At 49.6% G+C, this 21,531-nt stretch carries 17 protein-coding genes; 4 read left to right on the top strand and 13 right to left on the bottom strand.

Annotation, left to right across the window (positions count from 1 at the left end):
* Window positions 1-22: 22 nt before the first annotated feature.
* The 4 genes from thyA to rppH form a co-directional block, all read right to left on the bottom strand.
* Complete coding sequence (gene thyA, locus SPM24T3_RS12225) at window positions 23-817, bottom strand: thymidylate synthase (protein ID WP_009637067.1); 795 nt, start codon at window positions 815-817, stop codon at window positions 23-25.
* 6 nt (window positions 818-823) lie between these two features.
* The gene (gene lgt, locus SPM24T3_RS12230) at window positions 824-1,693 is read right to left on the bottom strand and encodes a prolipoprotein diacylglyceryl transferase (RefSeq protein ID WP_009637068.1); all 870 of its coding nucleotides are present in this window, start codon (window positions 1,691-1,693) and stop codon (window positions 824-826) included.
* A 317-nt stretch (window positions 1,694-2,010) separates the two neighbouring features.
* Complete coding sequence (gene ptsP / locus SPM24T3_RS12235) at window positions 2,011-4,257, bottom strand: phosphoenolpyruvate--protein phosphotransferase (protein WP_037378392.1); 2,247 nt, start codon at window positions 4,255-4,257, stop codon at window positions 2,011-2,013.
* An 11-nt stretch (window positions 4,258-4,268) separates the two neighbouring features.
* On the bottom strand, window positions 4,269-4,796 hold the full coding sequence (rppH, locus tag SPM24T3_RS12240; protein ID WP_009637070.1) for an RNA pyrophosphohydrolase: 528 nt from the start codon (window positions 4,794-4,796) through the stop codon (window positions 4,269-4,271).
* Between the two features lie 696 nt (window positions 4,797-5,492).
* Here rppH and mutH point away from each other — a divergent pair.
* Entirely contained in the window at window positions 5,493-6,179 is a 687-nt protein-coding gene (mutH, locus tag SPM24T3_RS12245) for a DNA mismatch repair endonuclease MutH (protein ID WP_009637071.1), read from the top strand.
* A 111-nt stretch (window positions 6,180-6,290) separates the two neighbouring features.
* On the top strand, window positions 6,291-6,509 hold the full coding sequence (locus SPM24T3_RS12250; protein WP_009637072.1) for a YgdI/YgdR family lipoprotein: 219 nt from the start codon (window positions 6,291-6,293) through the stop codon (window positions 6,507-6,509).
* Between the two features lie 87 nt (window positions 6,510-6,596).
* Here SPM24T3_RS12250 and SPM24T3_RS12255 read toward each other — a convergent pair whose 3' ends face one another.
* Genes SPM24T3_RS12255 through SPM24T3_RS12265 form a run of 3 tightly spaced genes read right to left on the bottom strand, consistent with a single transcriptional unit; the run spans window position 6,597 to window position 9,717 of the window.
* Entirely contained in the window at window positions 6,597-7,760 is a 1,164-nt protein-coding gene (locus SPM24T3_RS12255; RefSeq protein ID WP_009637073.1) for an MFS transporter, read from the bottom strand.
* Window positions 7,761-7,780: 20 nt separating this feature from the next.
* The gene (locus SPM24T3_RS12260) at window positions 7,781-8,962 is read right to left on the bottom strand and encodes a cysteine desulfurase family protein (protein ID WP_009637074.1); all 1,182 of its coding nucleotides are present in this window, start codon (window positions 8,960-8,962) and stop codon (window positions 7,781-7,783) included.
* Window positions 8,963-8,991: 29 nt separating this feature from the next.
* Window positions 8,992-9,717 carry a hypothetical protein gene (locus SPM24T3_RS12265; RefSeq protein WP_009637075.1) on the bottom strand — a complete coding sequence of 242 codons (726 nt, stop codon included), beginning with the start codon at window positions 9,715-9,717 and terminating at the stop codon, window positions 8,992-8,994.
* 536 nt (window positions 9,718-10,253) lie between these two features.
* On the opposite strand from SPM24T3_RS12265, the gene SPM24T3_RS12270 reads away from it, so the two are divergent.
* Window positions 10,254-11,294, top strand: coding sequence for an NADP(H)-dependent aldo-keto reductase (locus SPM24T3_RS12270; protein ID WP_009637076.1), 1,041 nt, complete (start codon window positions 10,254-10,256; stop codon window positions 11,292-11,294).
* A 57-nt stretch (window positions 11,295-11,351) separates the two neighbouring features.
* On the opposite strand, the gene lplT is transcribed toward SPM24T3_RS12270, so the two are convergent.
* The 3 genes from lplT to SPM24T3_RS12290 all read right to left on the bottom strand — a co-directional run bounded on the left by lplT (window position 11,352) and on the right by SPM24T3_RS12290 (window position 17,529).
* Window positions 11,352-12,560: a lysophospholipid transporter LplT gene (gene lplT, locus SPM24T3_RS12275; RefSeq protein ID WP_009637077.1), complete on the bottom strand. Its 1,209-nt coding sequence runs from the start codon at window positions 12,558-12,560 to the stop codon at window positions 11,352-11,354.
* Window positions 12,557-14,725 (bottom strand): bifunctional acyl-ACP--phospholipid O-acyltransferase/long-chain-fatty-acid--ACP ligase, encoded by a 2,169-nt coding sequence (aas, locus tag SPM24T3_RS12280; RefSeq protein WP_037378394.1) that lies wholly within the window; start codon window positions 14,723-14,725, stop codon window positions 12,557-12,559. Before aas ends, lplT begins: the two co-directional genes overlap by 4 nt.
* Before the next feature lie 545 nt (window positions 14,726-15,270).
* Window positions 15,271-17,529 carry a molybdopterin-dependent oxidoreductase gene (locus SPM24T3_RS12290; RefSeq protein WP_009637080.1) on the bottom strand — a complete coding sequence of 753 codons (2,259 nt, stop codon included), beginning with the start codon at window positions 17,527-17,529 and terminating at the stop codon, window positions 15,271-15,273.
* Between the two features lie 281 nt (window positions 17,530-17,810).
* Between SPM24T3_RS12290 and galR the strand changes: the two genes are divergently transcribed.
* On the top strand, window positions 17,811-18,815 hold the full coding sequence (gene galR, locus SPM24T3_RS12295; RefSeq protein ID WP_009637081.1) for an HTH-type transcriptional regulator GalR: 1,005 nt from the start codon (window positions 17,811-17,813) through the stop codon (window positions 18,813-18,815).
* A 78-nt stretch (window positions 18,816-18,893) separates the two neighbouring features.
* On the opposite strand, the gene SPM24T3_RS12300 is transcribed toward galR, so the two are convergent.
* The 3 genes from SPM24T3_RS12300 to SPM24T3_RS12310 form a co-directional block, all read right to left on the bottom strand.
* Window positions 18,894-19,667, bottom strand: coding sequence for an FCD domain-containing protein (locus SPM24T3_RS12300; protein ID WP_009637082.1), 774 nt, complete (start codon window positions 19,665-19,667; stop codon window positions 18,894-18,896).
* 84 nt (window positions 19,668-19,751) lie between these two features.
* Window positions 19,752-20,069, bottom strand: a complete 318-nt coding sequence (locus SPM24T3_RS12305; protein ID WP_009637083.1) for a PTS sugar transporter subunit IIB — start codon at window positions 20,067-20,069, stop codon at window positions 19,752-19,754.
* 14 nt (window positions 20,070-20,083) lie between these two features.
* Window positions 20,084-21,520, bottom strand: coding sequence for a glycoside hydrolase family 1 protein (locus SPM24T3_RS12310; RefSeq protein WP_009637084.1), 1,437 nt, complete (start codon window positions 21,518-21,520; stop codon window positions 20,084-20,086).
* Window positions 21,521-21,531: the final 11 nt, after the last annotated feature.

Genomic DNA, 21,531 nt, shown 5'->3' on the forward strand with positions numbered 1-21,531 from the left:
ATAGCCGGGCGTTAAAGAAAGTTTAGATTGCAACAGGCGCTTTAATAGCCGGATGCGGGTCATAACCTTCGATTTCAAAGTCTTCAAAATTATAATCGAACAGCGAGGCAGGCTTGCGTTTGATGATTAATTTCGGTAGTGCGCGCGGTTCACGGCTCAGTTGCAAATGCGTCTGTTCCATGTGATTGCTGTAAAGGTGGGTATCACCACCGGTCCAGACAAAATCACCGACTTCAAGGTCGCACTGCTGCGCCATCATGTGCACTAACAGCGCATAGCTGGCGATATTAAACGGCAAGCCGAGGAACACGTCGCATGAACGCTGATAGAGCTGGCAAGACAGTTTTCCGTCCGCAACGTAAAACTGGAAGAACGCATGGCAAGGCGCCAAAGCCATTTGATCGAGCTCGCCTACATTCCAGGCAGAAACAATAATACGTCTGGAATTGGGATCATGCTTCAGTTGGTTAACCACATTGGCAAGCTGGTCTATCTGCTTGCCGTCAGGTGCGCCCCAGGCACGCCATTGCTTGCCGTAAACCGGGCCAAGGGAGCCATTTTCATCGGCCCACTCGTCCCAGATAGTGACATTGTTATCACGCAGATAAGCAATGTTGGTTTCACCCTTCAGGAACCATAGGAGTTCATGAATGATTGAACGCAGGTGGCATCGCTTGGTAGTGACAAGCGGAAAACCTTCTTGCAGATTGAAACGCATCTGATGACCGAAAATCGACAAAGTACCTGTTCCGGTACGATCGGCTTTTGGCGTGCCTTCATCAAGCACTCGCTGCATTAATTCCAGATACTGTTTCATATTACCTCAAGACAATTGTTTCTGCGGGCGACGGTAGGCCCAGACGAACATAATGATACCAAAGACGATCATTGGGATGGAGAGAATTTGCCCCATACTGATGATACCGTCGAATAAACCGAGCTGGGCGTCTGGCTGGCGGAAGTGTTCCACAATAATACGGAAGGCACCGTAGAAGATCAGGAACAGGCCAGAAACGCTGCCCATCGGGCGCGGTTTACGGATAAACAGGTTAAGAATGATAAACAGCACCACACCTTCAAGCAACAGTTCATAAATTTGCGAAGGGTGACGTGGCAGAACGCCATATTGGTTTAACAGCGGTTGCCATTTAGGATCTGCAGCCGCGATAGCCACGTCCTCATCGTGAGAACCTGGGAACAGCATCGCCCAAGGCACATCGGTGGTAACTCGGCCCCAAAGTTCGCCATTAATAAAGTTACCTAAACGACCAGCACCCAGACCAAATGGAATTAAAGGCGCAATAAAATCAGAAACCTGGAAGAAAGTGCGTTTGGTGCGGCGTGCAAACCACAGCATCACCAGAATTACGCCAATCAAACCGCCATGGAATGACATGCCGCCATCCCAGACTTTGAACAGATATAGTGGATTATCAATAAACAACGGCAGGTTGTAGAACAGCACATAGCCTACTCGGCCACCGACAAAGACACCCAGGAAGCCCGCATAAAGCAGGTTTTCGACTTCTTCCTTTTTCCATCCGCTGCCGGGTTTGTTAGCACGACGGACGGCCAGCCACATGGCAAAAACAAAACCAACCAGATACATCAAGCCGTACCAGTGAAGTGAAATCGGCCCTAATGAAAAAATGACCGGATCAAACTTGGGAAACGCCAGATAGCTGTTACTCATCCATCACCACAAATTATAAGTTGTTGTGGGCCAAAAGTTTAACTCGATCATTATCATACCAGCAGTAATTAGCTTCCCGAGAGGGAGTTGCGATGGGTGCAGCTCGGCGGCGTATTAGCATGCCAACATAACTACAGCTTCAATCACGACAGGTAACAATATGAACGACTCAAGGCCAGAGGGTGCAAAGCATAGCATAAGAGAACAGTTGTCTGTTCCAACGGAGCGGGAAAAGATCTGTAAAAAAAAGTCTCCTCACGATGCAATGCATTAACGTGAAAAGACTTTTTAGCTAGCAGAAAGTGCTAGTTAGTGCGTTATTTACCGCCGCGAATAAGTCCGCCGAGGCCACGGCGCTCCATAAATGCTGAAGTCATGTGTCGCACCTCGCTGGTAAACTGCGCCTGTAATGTGCGAGCTACCAGTTCCTGGGCATCGGCAAGATCAATCTGCCGCAGGAGATATTTGACTCTGGCAACGCTGCGGCCGTTCATGCTCAGATTGCGATAACCCATGCCCACCAACAGTAGCGCCCCCATAGGATCGCCAGCCATTTCACCGCATAGGCTAACATCAACACCGGCGGTCGCCCCGTCGCGTGCTATCTGGTTCAGTACCCTCAGCATAGCTGGGTGAAGGCTGTCATAAAGCCCGGCGACGCGGGTATTGTTGCGGTCTACGGCCAGCAAATATTGCGTCAGGTCATTAGTACCGACAGAGATGAAATCCACACGCCCGGCAAGAGATGGCAGCATGAAAATCATCGAAGGAACTTCAATCATCACGCCAATACGCGGTTTTGGCTGTGCGTAACCCAGCGCCTCCTCGACCTCACGTCCGGCGCGATCAATCAGCCTGCGAGCTTCATCGATCTCTTCGAGACTGGTGATCATCGGTAACAAAATACCAAGATTTCCCGTCGCCGCATTAGCACGCAGCATGGCTCTGACCTGGATGAGGAAAATTTCCGGCTGGTCGAGGGTAATGCGGATCCCGCGCCATCCGAGGCAAGGATTCTCCTCACTGATAGGCATGTAAGGGAGCTGCTTGTCGGAGCCAATGTCCAGCGTACGCAAAGTTACTGGTTTAGCCGGGAATAGTTGAAGCATCCCCTGATACTGCGCGACCTGCTCCTCTTCAGACGGAAACCCGCTTTGCAGCATAAAAGGAATTTCCGTGCGATACAGGCCAATACCATCGACACGGCCGCCGAATAATTTCTCATGGTCAGCGCTTAGGCCAGCATTCAGCATCACCTGAACTCGCTCGCCGCTTTGCATTTTGGCCGGTTGTTCGACATCGCTCTCGGCGCGCTCACTCAGTTCCATTTCTTCACTGATTAAGCGGCGGTACTCCTTGACCAACACCGGCTCAGGATCGATCAGCAGCTCGCCGCGATAACCATCAACAATCAGCTGCCTTTGGTTGAGGAGCGAAGGCTGAATATCAGCCCCCATAACTGTCGGGACGCCCATGGCGCGTACCAGAATTGCCGCATGAGAGTTGGCTGCACCGTCACGCACCACCACACCTTTAAGGCGTTCCTGAGGAACTTCGGCGAGTAGCGTGGCCGTTAATTCATCTGCGACCAGAATAAAATTCTCTGGCCACTGGGTATCACCCTGAATGCTATCGTCAAGATGGAAAACAAGGCGTTGCCCCAAAGCACGCAAATCGCTGCCTCGTTCACGCAGATAGGTATCTTGCAGGCTGGCAAACTGTGCTGCGAACTTCTCTACAACCTTTTTAACAGCCCATTCAGCCACCGCGCCCTGATCAATTTCATCAAAAAGCTCGCGCTTGAGTCTGGCATCGTTAAGCAGGTGAGAATAGAGATCGAAAATGGCTGCACTTTCTTTCTGTGCGCTGGCGGTAAAGCGTTTGCTAAAACGACGAAATTCGGCACCCGCCTCTTCCAAAGCGCGCGTCAGGCGTTCCCGCTCGCGGATGGGGTCGAGCGTCGAAGCCATATAAACGTGATCGAGCGAGGGCTGATTGCTATCCTGCCAGCCGATGCCGATAGCTACACCGGGTGACGCAGGTAGTGCTTTGACTCGTGTTTGACGAAAACGCCCGTATAACACGTTGAGTTGAGCCTGCGAAAGAATCGCCGCCATCTGGGTTGCCAGCGTGACCATGAAAGACTCTTCGCTTTCGTCAAACTGACGGTGCTCGCGCTGTTGAATAACCAAAACGCCCAGCAACTGACGGCGGTGAATAATCGGCACGCCCAGAAACGAGCGGAACAGATCTTCTTTAACCTGCGGAATATATTTGAAGCTTGGATGGCTCTGAGCATCTGCCAGATTGATAGGCTCTGCAAGACGGCCTACCAACCCGACAATGCCTTCGTCAAATGCAAGCGCGATAGTTCGCCCACGAGGCTTTTTCAAACCTCGCGTAGCCATTAGGTAGTAACAACGACGATCGTTATCAGCGAGATAGATCGAACACACTTCTGTGTCCATCGCCATGCAGGTTTCATTAACCAGCACATCCAGCGCATCATTCAGGCTGGACGCCATCGCCACCTTTTCAACTATTTCTCGCAACCGCGTGAGCATTTCTTCGTGACTTAGCCTCTTTTACGACGATAAGCAGGAGGTGTTCGGCTAACCGGCACTTCCTGCATTGGCATCACAGTGGTGGAAAATTCCTTCATCACCCGGCGATACACGTCACGTTTGAATGACACTACCTGACGAACCGGATACCAGAAACTCACCCAACGCCACCCATCAAACTCGGGCGTGCTGCTGCGCTGCATATTGATGTCTGCATCATTACACATGAGTTGTAGAAGGAACCATTTTTGCTTTTGGCCGATACAGACCGGCTTTGTGTCCCAACGCACCAAACGTTTTGGCAATTTATAGCGTAACCAGTTGCGAGTCGAAGCCAGGATTCGAACGTCTTTTCTACTCAATCCCACTTCTTCAAACAGTTCACGATACATGGCTTGCTCGGCCGTTTCTCCGGGGTTGATGCCCCCCTGCGGAAACTGCCATGAGTGCTGTCCATATCGACGGGCCCATAACACTTGCCCCTGTTTGTCACAGATTACGATACCAACATTCGGGCGGTAGCCATCATCATCGATCACCGGACTACCTCGATAAGCTTAAAATGCATAGATACACTGATTGTTTCATACTACTACTAGGCGGTAAACCACTGGTTATCACTCAGTTCAAATGGGGAAATCAGGGATAACTTTGTCAAATTATCGAAGTTATAAACAGCCTCTCGCGTTTTACGCCAATTTTATTCACTTTTTCTGTGGATAGGTGTGTGAAGAACATAAGAGTAAGAGGGGTAAAACTAATTCCAACCTGCGTGGCACCTCTCAAAAATATAAAATAAAATTCATATAAAACATATAAATAATAAGATATCCACCGCTTTAATACAGGTGTTATCCTCAGGCGAAACCAGCAGAGATCCTAAAGTGGCGAAAGATCGCACAATGTTGATTTTATCCACAGATAAATCCCCATTACAGGTTATATATGGGACAAAACCTCATAAAAACCCCCTAGTCAAGCCTGTAAATGGAAACAGTGCTATCAAATATTGTGGGTTATCCCACAAATCTGTGGATAACTAGGTGGAAGATCCTGTTCATTATGCCCTTCAACGGGTGGTCAACTCTAAAAATTAGCTTAATCATTGGGAATGAAGGACAAAAAAACCTGCGGCAAATCATGCTATTATTCGGGTTAATCACAGCGTCGAGATTTAATTTTCTGTCGACGCGAACGGTTGTTTGTTTTTTGACCAATAAAAATGAGACTTTTTTATGTCGATCCCTCTGCCCGCTCTTAAGCCACCTCAAGATGAACATGCCCTGTTTCACCGTGCTCAGTCTTTGGCAGGTTATAGCTTAGGGGAGCTTGCCGAGCGGGCTAATATGGCGATCCCTCCTGACCTGAAAAGGGAAAAAGGTTGGGTCGGCATGTTGCTTGAAGTTTATCTAGGCGCTAGTGCAGGCAGCAAGCCAGAGCAAGATTTTCCGGAGATAGGCATTGAACTCAAAACTATTCCGATAGATGCCTCAGGCAACCCTTTAGAGACAACCTTTGTCTGCGTGGCGCCGTTAACTGGCAATAGCGGTGTGACCTGGGAAAGCAGTCACGTCAGACACAAGCTGGCACGCGTACTGTGGATACCTGTGGAAGGCGAGCGACAAATCCCGTTGGCGGTGCGCAGAATCGGCAGCCCGCTGCTTTGGAGTCCATCAGTAGAAGAGGACGAGCAGCTACGGCAGGATTGGGAAGAATTAATGGATCTTATCGTTTTGGGAAAAGTTGAGAGTATTACAGCTCGTCACGGCGAGTTCCTGCAACTACGCCCTAAAGCAGCCAATAATAAGGCCAGAACCGAGGCTATCGGGGAAATGGGCCAGCCAATCATGACCTTGCCGCGTGGCTTTTATTTAAAGAAGCGTTTTACTCGTGAATTGCTGGCTCGTCATTTTTGGTTATAAACCTTTTTATTACCAAATAACACGCCACAGCCAAGCTCGGCGCTGCATTATGCTCTTTTTTTGCTAATCTTAAATGAGTGGTCTGTGATGACCAATTCCAGGGGATACATAATGAAAAATGCAGTGAAGATCGTCAGTACGATAGCTTTGGCATTTATCCTCGCAGGTTGCTCGAGCGACTATGTGATGGCAACTAAAGATGGCGATATGATTTTAACCAACGGCAAGCCAGAGCTTGATAAAAGTACCGGCTTACTGAGCTATGAAGACCAACAAGGCAATCATCGCCAAATCAATAACGATCAAGTTACCGAAATTATGGAACGCTGATTTGGCGAGTGCCTTACCCATTGAATTCAGCAGCTTTAACATCCGTTAAATTTAAGCACCGGCGTGAAGTTATGCCGGCACTTGTGTTTACAATGGATGTGTTCTGCGAATGGCGGGCACTGTAGCGACAGCAAGTTCAAGGCTGGCTATCACCGCCACAAGGCTTATAAAACACACTTTTCCAGCTTCTACCAATACCCAGCCTCCAAATACCGGAAAACCGAAGATTCCAACAAAATAAGAAATAACAAACCAGGTCAGTGCTGCATGCCTATTTTCTAAATCAGATTCATTGATAGCCCAGGTTTGGATGACTGGATAAACCAGTCCGTATCCCAAACCGGTCAACACGGCAGACATTATCTGGAACGACGGATGAATATTGAGCCCCAGCATGCACAGAACGCCGAGTATTAAACACAGCATTAATGAACTAACCAGTTTTAAACGCGGTAATACAGAAAGATAGCGAGCAAATAAGAGTCTGGAAACAACCACTGTAACAGCGTGGACGGCAAAGAAAGTGCTTGCCCGTGAACCTGTACCATCAACCAGTGAACTTTGAAAAGTCATTATCGCAGAAAATACGCAACCGCCCAGGCCCACCATAATGATGGGCCTGATTGCGCTACTTAAGCCAATTTGGGGCAATTTTTTGACCCATGATCTGGTAGCTGACTCATGGATACTCCGCCTTTCTTTAACACCAAACACGATCAATAAAAAAGATGCCAGTACACCGGCAAGCCCAACATAATTAAATGCAGAATGCAGACTCACTTCTGACTGTTCAACGATTGCGGTAAGTAATATCGGGCCGCCACAAATGCCTGCCATTTGGAAGGCACTAAAACGAGTAAACCAACTGCCTCGATTTAAATCATTGATACGTTCTGATAATGCCATTGGCCCGCTGATATAAAACATTCCCCATCCCAGGCCAATAAGCAACGCGGCAAAATTGATTATGTGTCCGGAATTATCACTCGACGAGCCAAGCATCAGAAACCCTGCCGCTAAGGTCAAAGCGGCTATTGCAGCAAGCCACGCGGCTTCAACCAATCCGGCAAACCACCCGACTAAAGGTACCCCTATCAATGTGCCTATCAATGCAAAACTCATCGCTATGCCGGTGTCTATGTCACTCCCTCCCTGCATACTAAAGTAGCTTGATATCAGAAAGGTAGCGCCATAACCCGCGGCCATGAATAAGGTTCCAAATAATAAAAACAGCGCTGAGGTCGTTCGCATTTTAAACTCCATTTAAATAATTATTTAGTGATGAAGGGCGTGGGCACCATCTTGCGAAGTTTTTTTAGAACCTCATTAATTCTCAGGCAAACGTATTTTACTTCTTCTTCGTTATTAAACCTTCCGAACCCCAAACGCACACTTGACCGTGAGTTGGCATCGCTTAGGCCGATCGCCTTAAGAACATGGGAAGGTTGTCTCCCAGCCGAATTACATGCTGATCCCGCCGATAAAGCTATTTCAGGGATCTCTAATAATAAAGAGTCGGCATCAATACCCAAAAAAGAAATATTTAATAGACCAGGCAGGCATTCCAGATGATGACCATTGATGCAAAACCCATCGTGATCAACATTAATGTTTTCAAGAAAAATACTTTTTAATCCTTTTAATCTAATCGACTCTTGTTGAAGAGTTTCCATTGCGATTCTTACTGCATGCCCAAAACCGACAATTCCAGGAACATTCAAAGTCCCAGAACGCAAGCCATTTTCTTGCCCTCCGCCTACGATCAAAGGTTCCAATATTATTTTTTTTAATGAATTATTTATATACAGCGCTCCAGAACCCTTGGGGCCGTAAATCTTGTGCGAGCAAAACGAAGCCATATCAATATTCATTGCCTGAACGTCAAAGTATATTTTACCTACCGCTTGCGTGGCATCCGTGTGAAATACGACATTTTTATCGAGACAAATTTTCCCTATTTCTTCAATTTTTTGAATGGAACCTATTTCATTGTTAGCAGCCATTATCGACACAAGGTAGGTATCATCTCTTACTGCATCGTAGACTGCCGAAGGTGATACTACTCCATCCCTTTGTGGAGCTAAGTAAGTGACTTCAATACCTTGGCTTTCAAGTCTTGCACAACTTTCCAGCACCGATTTATGTTCAATTGCCGAGGTAATAATATGACGGCCAGAAGCTTTTTTTTGCATACCACAAATTGCCAGATTTACTGATTCAGTAGCCCCTGAGGTGAACACAATTTGATGTGAATGATGAGCATTTATCGCTTTAGAAATCTCGGCCCGTGCCTGTTCGACAGCACTGGAAGCATCCCATCCCAAGGAATGGCTTTCACTTGAAGGATTTCCATAATTGATTGTTAAATAGGGAATCATGGCATCAAGCACTTGCGGATCTATCCTGGTAGTTGCAATATTGTCTAAATATATAGGTCCCTTGCAGCTGCTCAATTTCTTTTTCCTTTATAAGATTTCTTATTTTAAGAACTGATGAATTTTGGAGGAAAGATGATCTCTCCTCGACTAATCTCACCGGCTTCGCTGACAAGATTTAACCTAATTGCAGTATTGAGACCTAGCAAATGACTTAACTGTATGCCGCGTGCAAATATCAAGCTTTTTGACCAGGGGCTTTCTTCAAAGAACACGTCTAAAAATGCATGAGCATCCTTCTTTCCTCCTGCAGCTCTATCAAAATATTCTTTTGTTATAGCTCCGCAAGTCAATTTCAGGCTTTGTGCCTGAGCAACAATTGAATCATCTTTTATAATTTCATTAACATGGACTTTAGTTACAAGCCTTTGATAAATATCTTGCGAAATATCTTTAGTAGAAATTATATGCATTAAATGCTGCCTGGCAGAATCCTCATGAATGGCGATTATTTTATCCAGCGGTATTTGGTACTTTTCTGAAACAGGTTCGTATATCTTTCTTATGGTTGGATGTAAATTATTTATTCGAGGATGCCGTTTTTGAGAATTAGTCAGTCCTTCAGTTAAAAACTGAAGGCGAAAAATACCTATATGATCGAAAGCTACTGATATTTTTGGAAGATACCCCTGCTCCTCTCTAATCTTATAAGCGAATTTGAGGGCAGCCTCAAAAGCTGCCACTTGGCATTCAATATCAATGTTATTATTATCATTTATACTGACTCTTGAATTGCCAGCAAGAATACTAATCTTTTTGACAGGCTTGAACATGAATGAGCACCTCCCCCTTCCTTGAGGATAAATGGCTTAAGCTTTATAATAACTTTTAGTAAAAACAACTATCGCACTGGTTAGCGAGAACGATGAGAATAGTAATTTATTAAGCAAAAAAACAGCGCGAACTTGATATTTCACCACTATTTTACAAAATAGAGATCCACTTCAAATTACTACTGCAAAACAAACTCTCATGATTTTAATAATTAAAACAAATATTAATATGTATTTAATAAATCAATTTATTTTAAATAAAATATAACTTACTAATGAATAAACTCTGATAAAATTCGCTTTTAAAAACGAAAAGTATTTACTCCGGCCCACACATACCTCAAGGTAGCAAAACTGGCGCTTTACTCCTTTGCTCTTCCCCCTCCGGCATCCCTTGTATATAGTCAATAATGCGTGGCTGCTTAGATACGCGCTTGTTTGGCTATAAGAGGGCGATGCCTGCTCATGCAGCACGGTTCAACGACCACACATTCAAGCGCCAGCCAGACATTCTCAGACACTAAGGAAGACAGGCAATGCAATATCACCGTATACCCCACAGTTCTTTAGAAGTGAGCGTACTGGGATTAGGCACCATGACCTATGGTGAACAAAACAGTGAAGCAGAAGCTCACCAGCAACTTGATTACGCCGTTGCGGCAGGGATCAACCTGATTGATACTGCAGAAATGTATCCTGTCCCTCCGCGTCCGGAAACACAGGGTTTGACTGAAAGCTACATCGGCAGTTGGATTAAGGCGCGCGGTAATCGTGAAAAAATTATTCTTGCCAGTAAAGTAGCAGGACCTTCACGAGGCAATGATGCGTCGATTCGCCCAGGGCAGGTGCTGGACCGCAAAAACATTCGTGCGGCGCTGGATGCCAGCCTGAAACGTCTTAATACCGACTACCTTGACCTGTACCAGTTACACTGGCCGCAGCGCCCGACCAATTTCTTCGGCAAGCTTGGCTACACCTACAGCGAAGACAACTCGGCGGTAACCCTGCTAGAAACTCTCGAGGCACTGAACGAGCAGGTGCGTGCCGGTAAAATCCGCTATATCGGTGTGTCAAACGAGACGCCCTGGGGTGTGATGCGTTATCTGCAACTGGCAGAAAAACATGATTTACCACGCATTGTCTCCATCCAAAACCCTTACAGCTTGCTGAACCGCAGCTTTGAGATTGGTTTGGCGGAAATTAGCCAGCACGAAGGGGTCGAACTGTTGGCTTACTCAAGCCTGGCATTTGGTACGCTGAGCGGCAAATATCTGAATGGCGCAAAACCGGCAGGCGCGCGTAATACGCTGTTTAGCCGCTTTACCCGTTATTCTTCAGCCCAGTCGGAAGCAGCGATTGCCGAATACGTCGGATTGGCGAAAAAGCTGAATCTGGATCCTTCGCAAATGGCGCTGGCATTTGTTCGCCAACAGCCATTTGTTGCCAGCACTCTGCTGGGTGCAACCACGCTGGAACAGCTGAAGATTAACATCGACAGCCAGGACTTGACGCTGGACGAAGAAGTGATTAATTCACTGGAAGCTATCCACAAGCGCTTTACCATTCCTGCGCCATAAGCGATTACAGAATTGCAAAAGGGCGCACGCAGCGCCCTTTATTTTTTCTACGGAGTTTTACTTTCTGCTGCGTTTTTGTTTAATCTGCCAAGCCCATAGAGCCGCAATCGCCAGCGCGAATACCACGCCGAAGCCGACGCCGATAGCAATAACCGGCGCTCCCACCAATACCACCAGCGAGTAAAGCCCCAACATCAGTAGCATCGCGGTATTTTCACCAAGATTTTGCACGGCAATCGCATTGCCCGCGCCGACAGTCTCTTTGCCTAAATGCTGCAATAGAGCATTTAATGGCACCACGAAGAAGCCGCCGAGCACGCCAATCAGTGCCAGCAGAACATAAGCATTCAGCATGTTATGTTGCAGGGCAAATAGCACCACCACAACGCCAATGCCGATACCCGCAGGCAGACAACGCTGCACCGTTTTCAGGGTTATCAAGCGTGCTGCAGCACCGGCACCAAAGACTATCCCCACGGCGACCATGGCGTTTAGCAGAGTAGGTGTAGTGTTATCGCTAATCCCCAATGCTACCGGCACCCACAGCACCAGCAGGAATCGCAATGTCACCCCCGCTCCCCAGAACAGGCTAGTGCCAACCAGAGAGAAACGCGTGTCGGCATCGGCCCACAGTGAACGGCAGGCGTGGAAAAAGGTCGATGACATGCGGCGAGGATCCCAGGATTGCCCTGGGCGTGCCGCCGTGAGTTTGGGAATAAACACGTTGGCCGCCACGGCAGCCGCATAGGCCAGCCCGCAGATCATCAGGGCCGCCGTGATATGCCAGTCGGCCAGAGCGCCGCCCGCGACCGATCCCAGCAGGATTGCCGCGATGGTCGAGGACTCCATCAGACCGTTGGCCTTGACCAGCTTATCGCCGGAGGTGATTTCCCCGAGAATGCCGTATTTGGCCGGAGAATAGGCCGCAGCGCCAACGCCAACCAGCCCGTATCCCAGGAATGGGTTAAAGCCAAAGCAAATCACCAACGCGCCAATGAGTTTCAACCCGTTGGCAAACATCATCACCCTGCCCTTGGCAAAGCTGTCGGCAAACTGGCCAACAAATGGCGCAAGAATAATATAGGCAGCCACAAAGGCCATTTGCAGCACTGGCTGGCTCCAGTCGGGATAAAGCTGCTGTTTGATCAGAGCCAGCGTCGCGAACAGCAAGGCGTTATCACCAAAGGCGGATAAAAACTGCGCGACGATAACCGCAGTCATGCCACGGGACATCAGGGGAAACTTGCTCCCCAGGGGCTTAATCATGCTTTACTCTCCGGTTTTTCTGCCATTTCGCGCAGGGTAACAAAATCAGGTTTTCCGCTTCCGAGCAGCGGCAGCGCTTTGATAACGCGAATATCACGCGGCACGGCCAACTCTGGAATGCCCAGCTCGCGAGCACTTTTGCTGAGCTGATCGCGCGTCAGCTGCGGGTCAGTGGTGAACAACACCAGCGCTTCCCCTTTAGCATTATCACTGCGAGAAGTGGCGGCATGCTGGGCTTCTGGAGATCCGTGTTGCGCCAACAGCTCAACGTTTTCCAGCGACACCATTTCGCCGGCAAGTTTGGCAAAACGCTTCACTCGACCGCGAATAGCGCAATAACCTTGCTCATCCAGCGTGACAATATCGCCCGTGTCATACCAGCCCGGCTCAATTTCCCCCAGCGCGTTTTCTGCCGTCGGCAGTTCAAGCACGCCCGGATTCTCTACGCGCAAATAGCCTTTCATGATGTTAGGGCCGCGTAATTGCAGTCGACCGCCTTTATCGATCCCCGTCACCGGCATCAGGCGTGATTCCATACCCGGCAGGATTTTGCCCACGGTATTGATTTTGGTCGACATTGGCACGTTGATGGCCACAACCGGCGCGCATTCAGTCACGCCGTAACCTTCAAGAATGCGCAGGCCAAACTTGTCTTGCCAGATTTGTTTGGTACTTTCAGAAAGCTTTTCGGCACCGGCCACGACATAACGCACGCGCGCGAAATCGTACGGATGGGCAAAGCGGGCGTAGTTACCCAGGAAGGTCGAGGTGCCAAACAGCACCGTACAGTTTTGGTCGTAAACCAGCTCCGGCACGATTCGGTAGTGTAATGGGCTTGGATAAAGAAACACGCGCGCACCGGTCATCAACGGGGTAAATAAGCCCACGGTAAGGCCAAAAGCGTGGAACAGCGGCAACGCTGACATAAAGCGATCGCGCGGGGTGAAATCAGCGACCGTGCGAATTTGTTCGACGTTGGCGATAAGACTAGCGTGTGAATGCACTACGCCCTTGGGATTGCCTTCGGAGCCTGAAGTAAACAGCACCAGCGCCGCATCATCTGGCTGTTGAAAGAGCATCGCGCGGCGCGGGAAAATGAGATGGAACAAGATCCACAGTTTGTCCTCCTTGGTCACCGTATCTTTTAGATCTTCCAGATAAACCCATTTGACTTCAGTGACCTGCTCCGGCAGGTGGGTAAGCTTGCCCTTCTCCAAAAATTGTCTCGAGGTGACGATAGTTTCAATCTGCGCCGCTTTCACCGCGCTTTTGATCCCCTTGGCGCCGGAGGTGTAGTTAAGCAATGCAGGAATACGGTTGCGCATCGAGGCACCGAAAATCGCCGCCGCGGTGATGGTAGCATTGGGCAGCAGCATGCCGACGTGCTCCCCCTCGCGGGTGGAGCGTTGCAAAATACGGCTTACGCCCAGCGATTTTTTCAACAGCCCCTGATAGCTGTCTTCTTTGAATGCGATATCGGCAATGCAGGGTTTGCGGCGGCCATAGCGAGTCTGCGCCGAAAGCAGTGCCTGATACAGTGTTTCGGGGGGGCGGGTCGCCATTCGGGCGTTCATCATGATGCCGTGCAGCTGCTGCCCTGCGAGAACACGACGGTCACGAGCGCGCGGAGCCTCTGGCATGGCCACAGTTTGCGCGGGCAGAATGTTGATTGAGATTTTCGGGAACCAGCGCAATTTGAAGCTGCCCAAAAGCCGGCTAAAAATCGTGAACTCTGCGCCATCGATGCGGATAGGGATCACCGTTGCCTGGGATTTTGCAGCAACAAAAGCCGCGCCATCATAGATTTTCATCAACGAGCCGGTCACGGTAATACGTCCTTCAGGAAATACGACTACCGGTCGCCCTTTTTCGATTTCGCGCACCAGGCGTTTAATCGCCATCGGTTTGGCAGGGTCCAGCGGCACAAAGTCGATATAAGTGCTCAACCAGCGCATATACCAGCTCTCGTTGATAGTCGAGTACACGGCGAATACGGGTTTTATCGGCAGAAACAGCACCAGCAGCATGCCGTCGAGAAACGAAACGTGATTGGGGGTCAGCAACATTTTAGGATAGGTGAACTGGGCGTTTTCCGGCGTTACGCTGATGCGGAATATCACCTTAAACAAGGCGCGAAAAAATGAGTGTAACAACCGATAGAGCATCCCGTTCTCCTGTTATATGAACCTATTCGAATAAGAACAGGCAGTTAACGAGGTTAGCATAATGGGGCTTTGGTTGACGACAGGTAAGGGAGTTTAAGAAAAAAATCAGAGAAAAATCTGAGGCAAAAAAAACCTACGCATCTGCGTAGGTTGGTGCAATTTTAATCGGTTTCAACATGCAGAACATGTTGGATGATTCACCAATCAATACCTCTGGGATCACCAACATTAAAGAACACTGCCGCAATGCACTACCTTTCAATCGCAAGAGTTCTGCGCAAACTGCAACCAACTGTAAAATTACCACACTGGATGTAATATTAAGGTTCTTTAGATGTGAATAAAAAGTTAACACCACGAATGCAGGCGAAAAAAAACCTACGCATCCGCGTAGGTTGGTGCAAGTGTAATCGGTATCAACACACAAAGTATGCTGATGATTCACCAATCAATACCTCTGGGACTGCTAATGTAGCCGCTCGGGCCAGCCAACCTCCAGCAGCCAATCGCAACATAGCTTCGCAAAGTGTAACCAGCGGTGAGATTCAAACAGCCGATACTTCTACCAGGCAACTCATGGCGTTAGGCCCTTGCGTCAGGCGCGATGTGCCGATATCAAGCGTCAGGACATTCGGATTGCCTGACTGCTCGGTTTCCTGCCATTTTTTGCCGAATCCCGGATTGAACCATGACCCGGTAGCCATCAGTACGACACTGCGGGTAATACCGTCATTAAAGGAAATTCCAGCCAGACAGCTACCCCGCTCATTACTGACTTTCACCACATCACCGTTTTTAAGCTGGCGCTGGGCGGCGTCCTCAGGATGCATAAACAGCGTTTCCTTACCGCCGATTTTATTGTTTTGCGCCAACGATGTTTGGTCAAGCTGACTGTGCAAACGGTCCTTCGGCTGAATAGATATCAAGTGCAGCGGCCACTTTTTCGCCGTTTGCGATCCCAGCCACTCGATCGGCGGCTGCCATTCTGGATGAGGGGCGAAATCTTCATAGTGATAGTCAGCAATTTTCTGACTGTACAGCTCAATCTTGCCGCTTTGCGTGCCTAGAGGGTTAGCGCGCGGACTTTTACGGAACGAGTCAAAGAACACATAGTCTTTCTCCGGTTTGGGCAACTCGATGTAGCCGCGCTCCCAAAAAGTCTCAAAATCGGGCCACTCAATGTTGGTACCGTCCTGCGCCTGCCCGCATTGCTTATAGATGAGGCGCAGCCAGGCGTCTTCGTCGCGCCCCTGGGTGTAAGCTTCGCGATATCCCAGCCTGTCAGCCAGTTCGGCAAAAATATCGAAATCATTTCGCGCCTGATGCTGCACAGGAACAGCCTGATGCATCGCCAGCACGAATCTGTCGCGCGATGAGCCACCAATATCATTGCGCTCGAGCGATGTCGTCACTGGCAGCACAATGTCGGCCATGCGGGCCGCGGGAGTCCAGACATTGTCCTGCACGATGACCGTGTCGGGCTTTTGCCAGCCTTCGACCAGCCGATTGAGCTGCTGATGGTGATGGAACGGATTGCCGCCGGCCCAATGCACCAGATGAATGTCTGGATAAGTCTGGGTTTCTCCCTGAAACTCGTAGGATTCTCCGGGGTTAAGCAGCATATCGCTGATTCGCGCCACCGGGATCGACAGGCCCGACGGGTTTGGCCCCGTGCTGAGCGCAGGCCCCGGCGTATCAAAACGCGGGTTGCCGACGCCGTTCATCGAACCGTGACCAAATGAAAAACCGCCGCCCGGCAGGCCGACTTGCCCTAACATTGCCGACAGCGCAATCATCATCCAGTAAGGCTGTTCCCCGCGATGGGCTCGCTGAACCGCGTAGGCACAAGTGATAAAACTGCGCACGCCAATCAGCTGGTCTGCCAGTTTCGCGATACGCGCAGCAGGCACTCCAGTGATAGCACTGGCCCACGCAGGCGTTTTCGCTACACCGTCTTTAACACCGTTGAGATAGTCGGCCAATTGCGGATAACCCACGCAGTGACTGGCGAGAAACGCAGTATCCTGCGCCTCTTTTCTTTGGATCTCATAGCCTAATGCCAGCATCAATGCGACATCGGTATTCGGGCGGATAGGTATCCATTCGGCATTGACAAATTCAGGGCAGTCATCGCGCATCGGGCTGATATTAATTACCGGTGTGCCTTTTTTTGCCAACTGCTCCAGCGCAGGTTTCAGGGTGTGTTCCACCGCGCCGCCGGAGGCAACCTGGGCATTTTTCAACGCCAGCCCACCGAACGCCAGCAAAATATCGCAATGCTCAACCACGCTCGGCCAGGTGGTAACCCTGCCAGTAAGCGGCGTGTAGGTGCCAATCACATAAGGCAGGAAAAACTGCGCCGAACCCCAGCTGTAGTTACCCTGCTGATCGACAGCGCCGCCGCCGGCGAAATAAAAGCGTCGCACCAAAGAGCGGGCATGATGAAGGCGTCCGGCTGATGACCAGCCGTAAGAGCCGCTGAAAATCCCGGAGGCACCGTAGCTGTCGCGCACGCGGCGATTTTCTTCAGCCACCAAATCCAGCGCCAGATCCCAATCAACTTCAACAAAATCCTCTTTGCCGCGCAGGGTTCGGTCGCTGTTTTCGCGTTTTTGCAGCCAGGAACGACGGACTGCAGGTTTGCGAATACGCTTGTCGGAATAAACCAGTTCTGGAATAGAGGCCAGCATCGGCGAAGGGTCGGCATCCGCAGAGTAAGGTTCACACCTGACTAAGCGGCCGTCTTCAACCACGGCCGTGTAGGCACCCCAGTGAGCAAGCTGCGGATAGCGTTTAATTGACATGATTCTCTTTTTTGCGATTTGATGGTTATCGCTAACAAAATAGCAATCCTGCTTGCGGTACTCAAATCACAAATCGGCATAAAAGAGTGAATAACGTCTTAACGCGCCATTTCAAAAATCTGACGAGCTTTAAGGCTTAAAATAGCCCCTTTTGCCGAGGTTTATTCGCTGTTTCAATGCGCTTGCTTGAGAAGTTGCGATCTACGTCCCTTGCAGACACCGACTTTTTCCGCAAAACTAGGCAATGTAAACGTTTACCCTCAATTCGTTGGATACTCAAAATGGCTACGATTAAGGATGTCGCAAGACTGGCGGGCGTTTCTGTCGCAACAGTTTCACGCGTGATAAATCACTCCCCCAAAGCCAGCGAAAGCTCGCGCGATGCTGTAATGAGCGCGATGCAACACTTGCAGTATCATCCCAATGCCAATGCTCGAGCACTTGCCCAGCAGGCGACCGAAACGCTGGGCCTGATCGTCTCTGACGTCTCCGATCCTTTTTTTGGTGCCATGGTAAAAGCGGTTGAACAGGTTGCCTATACCACCGGCAATTTTTTGCTGATTGGTAACGGTTACCACAACATTGATAAAGAGCGGCAGGCCATTGAGCAACTGATCCGCCATCGCTGCGCTGCGCTGGTGGTCCACGCAAAAATGCTGCCTGAGGATGAGCTTGGCAGCCTGATGCAACAGATCCCGGGCATGGTGCTTATCAACCGAACTCTGCCGGGTTTTGAGCACCGCTGCGTGGCGCTTGACGACCGTTACGGCTCCTGGCTCGCCACTCGACACCTTATTCAGGCCGGGCATCAGCGCATCGCTATCCTGTGTTCGACCCACGATATTTCCGACGCCCGCGACCGGCTGCAAGGTTATCTTGATGCATTGAATGAGCACGGAATTCCGGTCGATGAAAGGCTGATTGTTTCTGCAGAACCCGATGAAATCGGCGGCGAGCAGGCGATTACCGAACTGCTTGGCCACGGTAAGAACTTTACCGCGGTGACTTGCTATAACGATCCGATGGCCGCTGGCGCGCTGTCAGTGCTGAGCGATAACGGCATCGATGTGCCGGGAGAAATTTCGTTGATTGGCTTCGATGATGTGCTGATCTCACGCTATCTGCGCCCAAGGCTGACCACTATTCGTTATCCGGTCATCGCTATGGCCAATCAGGCCGCGCAGCTGGCACTTGCTCTCGCCAAAGGCCAACCGCTGCCGGAAACGACCAATATGTTCAGCCCTACGCTGGTACGTCGCCACTCGGTCAGCGTACCCAACCAGTAGCTTGCTATCCCCTTGTTATTAAAAATAAATAATTTGAAAACAAGGGGAACTAAGTCACACGACAGGTTAACGCTTAGGTTATACCATTTTACCCTGGAAGATCGGCACCGACTCAAACAGGTAGCCGTCAAACTCGGGAGCATCGACATCAGAAAGCTCCATCAGAGTATTTTTGACGTTTTCCATGTGCTGCCACATCGCCTGGTAGGCGCCCATCACGTCGCGTCGGCGCAGTGCGGCAAGAATGTTTTGATGATCGGCCAACCACTTCAGGCGATAACCACGGGTAGCAATATGGCTGTGCAGCTGTTTCCATAACGGGCTAGATTCTCGATGGGCCCAGATGTTTTTAACAGAATCCAGCAGCATCTGATTTTGCGTAGCCCCGGCAATCAGCAGGTGGAACAGCTTGTCGTTATCGCCGCTTTCATCATTGGCAACAATGGCACTCTGTTCCTGCTCCAGCGTGCGGCGCAGGTTTTCAATGTCCGCTTTAGTGGCCATTTTGGCAGCAAAAGCAGCGATGTTGCTCTCAATCAGCTGTCGCGCCTGCAGGAGTTCAAAAGGCCCAATCTGCCCCTGATACACAGAATCATCCCGCCCTTCTTCTTCCAGAGGAATGCGTACAACGTAAACACCTGATCCCTGACGGATATCGACAATCCCTTCCAGCTCAAGCATCAGCAGTGCTTCGCGGACAATAGTACGGCTCACGCCATAAGTTTCAGCCATATTGCGCTCGGGGGGCATGCGCGAGCCAATAGCAAAATGTCCCTGTTTGATTTTTTCACGCAGATCGTGACCTATTTCCTGATACTGTTTTCTTTCCTGCGAAACCACGGCCTTGTCCACTTTCCCACCTTACCCGCGGCAACAACCGCAAATTATGCCCCGTGACAGGCCGCCCTCACGCAGAGAAGCGGCCCTCGTTGTGGCCTAGTCTACCAAACCCAGCGCCTGATCGAGTACCTTTGCACCATTTAAGGTGCCATAAGCTACAGAATCAATCACCGCGATGGGAATGTGATAGTGATCGGTAAGTTTTTTATTTTCAGCCAGTTTGAAACGAACCTGCGGGCCTAGCAGCACGGCGGTGACATCCTGCGCGTAAGCTTCCAGCTCATCACGCAGATTTTGCTCGGGAATGGCATAGATTTTATATTCTAGCCCTCGCGCCGCGGCCTCTTTCTCCATTTTGGTCACCACCAATGAGGTCGACATGCCCGCCGAGCAGGCTAATACGATACGTTTCATAGTCATTCTCCGGGTTATTTTTCTTCATCATCCAGGGTTAATGAAAGCTTGCGTTGGTCGACCAGCGCTTTAAACCAGTGCGAAGATTTCTTGCGGCGGCGCTGGCGTTGATTATCCAAATCTATTTCGATCAGCCCATAACGATTCTTGAAAGCATTCATCGGGGAAACGTTGTCGGTGAAGGCCCACAGCATGTAACCAAGGCAATTCGCGCCTTCTTCCCGCGCCTTTAAAGCCCAATAAATATGTTCGGCAATAAACTCGATACGGTAATCGTCCTGTATTTCCCCACTCGATGCCTCCCGGAAACGGCCTTCATCCTCAATACCCATGCCATTTTCCGAAATAAACCATGGCTTGTTGCCGTATTCAGTTTTCATCCGCATTGCCATGTCATAAACAATTTTTGGATAAATCTCCCATCCGCGCGACTTGTTCATACGGCGGCCTGGCAGCTCAAAATGCTCGTAATAATAAGCAGGATGGAAAGGCGTTTCTTTATTCCATTCCCGACTTGGCGCTTTTACCCGATGCGGGTAATAAAGATTAATTCCCACCTCATCGACAGTATTTTCGCGAATAATATCCAGCTCTTGCTGCGAATAAATAAAGTCAATCCGGTGTTTAGCCAGCAGATCGAGTAACTCCTGTGGATAAGCGCCCTTGATTAATGGGTCGAGAAAGACCCGGTTATAAAATAGGTCATAAAGATGCGCAGCCTGCCTGTCATGAGCGGCAGAGGAACGGGCGTAAGTTACTTCAGGATTGAGAATGACGCCAATACTGCCGTGATGGGAATATCCCTGCTCGCGGAAAAGCGCTACGACTTTAGCGGTTGCCAATACCTTGTGATGATTCCACTGCATCCATTTAGTGGTATTTTGCTCATAAGGCCAGCGAATAGCGTCGAGATAAACTCGCGTCTGCACTACAATCGGCTCGTTGAAAGTAAACCAGCGATTCACTTTGTGAGCAAAACGCGCAAAGACTTTCTCGGCATAAAGCACAAACAGCTCAACGACCTTTTTTGAACTCCAACCATCATATTTTTCAATTAGATAAGCGGGAAGTTCATAGTGTTCAAGGCACAGCATCGGCTCTATGCCCGCGCTGCGCATTTCGTCCAGCAAGCTGTCGAGGTAGCTGGCGTACTCTTCATCAACGATGCCGTTTTCATAATCGGTAAAAAAGCGCGCCCAGTTGATGGAGGTGCGGTAATGGGTCAGGCCGCTGGCTTTCATCAGTGCCACGTCTTCTTTGTAACGATTGATAAAATCCGTAGCTTTGGCCGGTCCGAAGCCGTTGTGCCACACGTGACGATCGTTTTTGTACCACAGGTCTAGATACGAATCCTGCCCCTGTTTTTTGCCGTCCCATCCTTCTGTTTGCCACGCTGACGCGGCGGCTCCCAGGATAAAATCTTCTGGAATATTTATCGAAACCTTACTCATGACTTACCTCC

It is taken from the genome of Serratia sp. M24T3 (assembly GCF_000257645.1).
Classification (GTDB): Bacteria; Pseudomonadota; Gammaproteobacteria; order Enterobacterales; family Enterobacteriaceae; genus Rouxiella.

What these genes read in the sequence shown, in the direction of transcription:
- SPM24T3_RS12305 (WP_009637083.1), bottom strand. Translation starts at nt 20,069, where the DNA reads ATGAAACGTATCGTATTAGCCTGCTCGGCGGGCATGTCGACCTCATTG.
- lgt (WP_009637068.1), bottom strand. Translation starts at nt 1,693, where the DNA reads ATGAGTAACAGCTATCTGGCGTTTCCCAAGTTTGATCCGGTCATTTTT.
- mutH (WP_009637071.1), top strand. Translation starts at nt 5,493, where the DNA reads ATGTCGATCCCTCTGCCCGCTCTTAAGCCACCTCAAGATGAACATGCC.
- SPM24T3_RS12265 (WP_009637075.1), bottom strand. Translation starts at nt 9,717, where the DNA reads ATGTTCAAGCCTGTCAAAAAGATTAGTATTCTTGCTGGCAATTCAAGA.
- galR (WP_009637081.1), top strand. Translation starts at nt 17,811, where the DNA reads ATGGCTACGATTAAGGATGTCGCAAGACTGGCGGGCGTTTCTGTCGCA.
- ptsP (WP_037378392.1), bottom strand. Translation starts at nt 4,257, where the DNA reads ATGCTCACGCGGTTGCGAGAAATAGTTGAAAAGGTGGCGATGGCGTCC.
- thyA (WP_009637067.1), bottom strand. Translation starts at nt 817, where the DNA reads ATGAAACAGTATCTGGAATTAATGCAGCGAGTGCTTGATGAAGGCACG.
- SPM24T3_RS12250 (WP_009637072.1), top strand. Translation starts at nt 6,291, where the DNA reads ATGAAAAATGCAGTGAAGATCGTCAGTACGATAGCTTTGGCATTTATC.
- SPM24T3_RS12290 (WP_009637080.1), bottom strand. Translation starts at nt 17,529, where the DNA reads ATGTCAATTAAACGCTATCCGCAGCTTGCTCACTGGGGTGCCTACACG.
- SPM24T3_RS12310 (WP_009637084.1), bottom strand. Translation starts at nt 21,520, where the DNA reads ATGAGTAAGGTTTCGATAAATATTCCAGAAGATTTTATCCTGGGAGCC.
- SPM24T3_RS12270 (WP_009637076.1), top strand. Translation starts at nt 10,254, where the DNA reads ATGCAATATCACCGTATACCCCACAGTTCTTTAGAAGTGAGCGTACTG.
- SPM24T3_RS12255 (WP_009637073.1), bottom strand. Translation starts at nt 7,760, where the DNA reads ATGCGAACGACCTCAGCGCTGTTTTTATTATTTGGAACCTTATTCATG.
- aas (WP_037378394.1), bottom strand. Translation starts at nt 14,725, where the DNA reads ATGCTCTATCGGTTGTTACACTCATTTTTTCGCGCCTTGTTTAAGGTG.
- lplT (WP_009637077.1), bottom strand. Translation starts at nt 12,560, where the DNA reads ATGATTAAGCCCCTGGGGAGCAAGTTTCCCCTGATGTCCCGTGGCATG.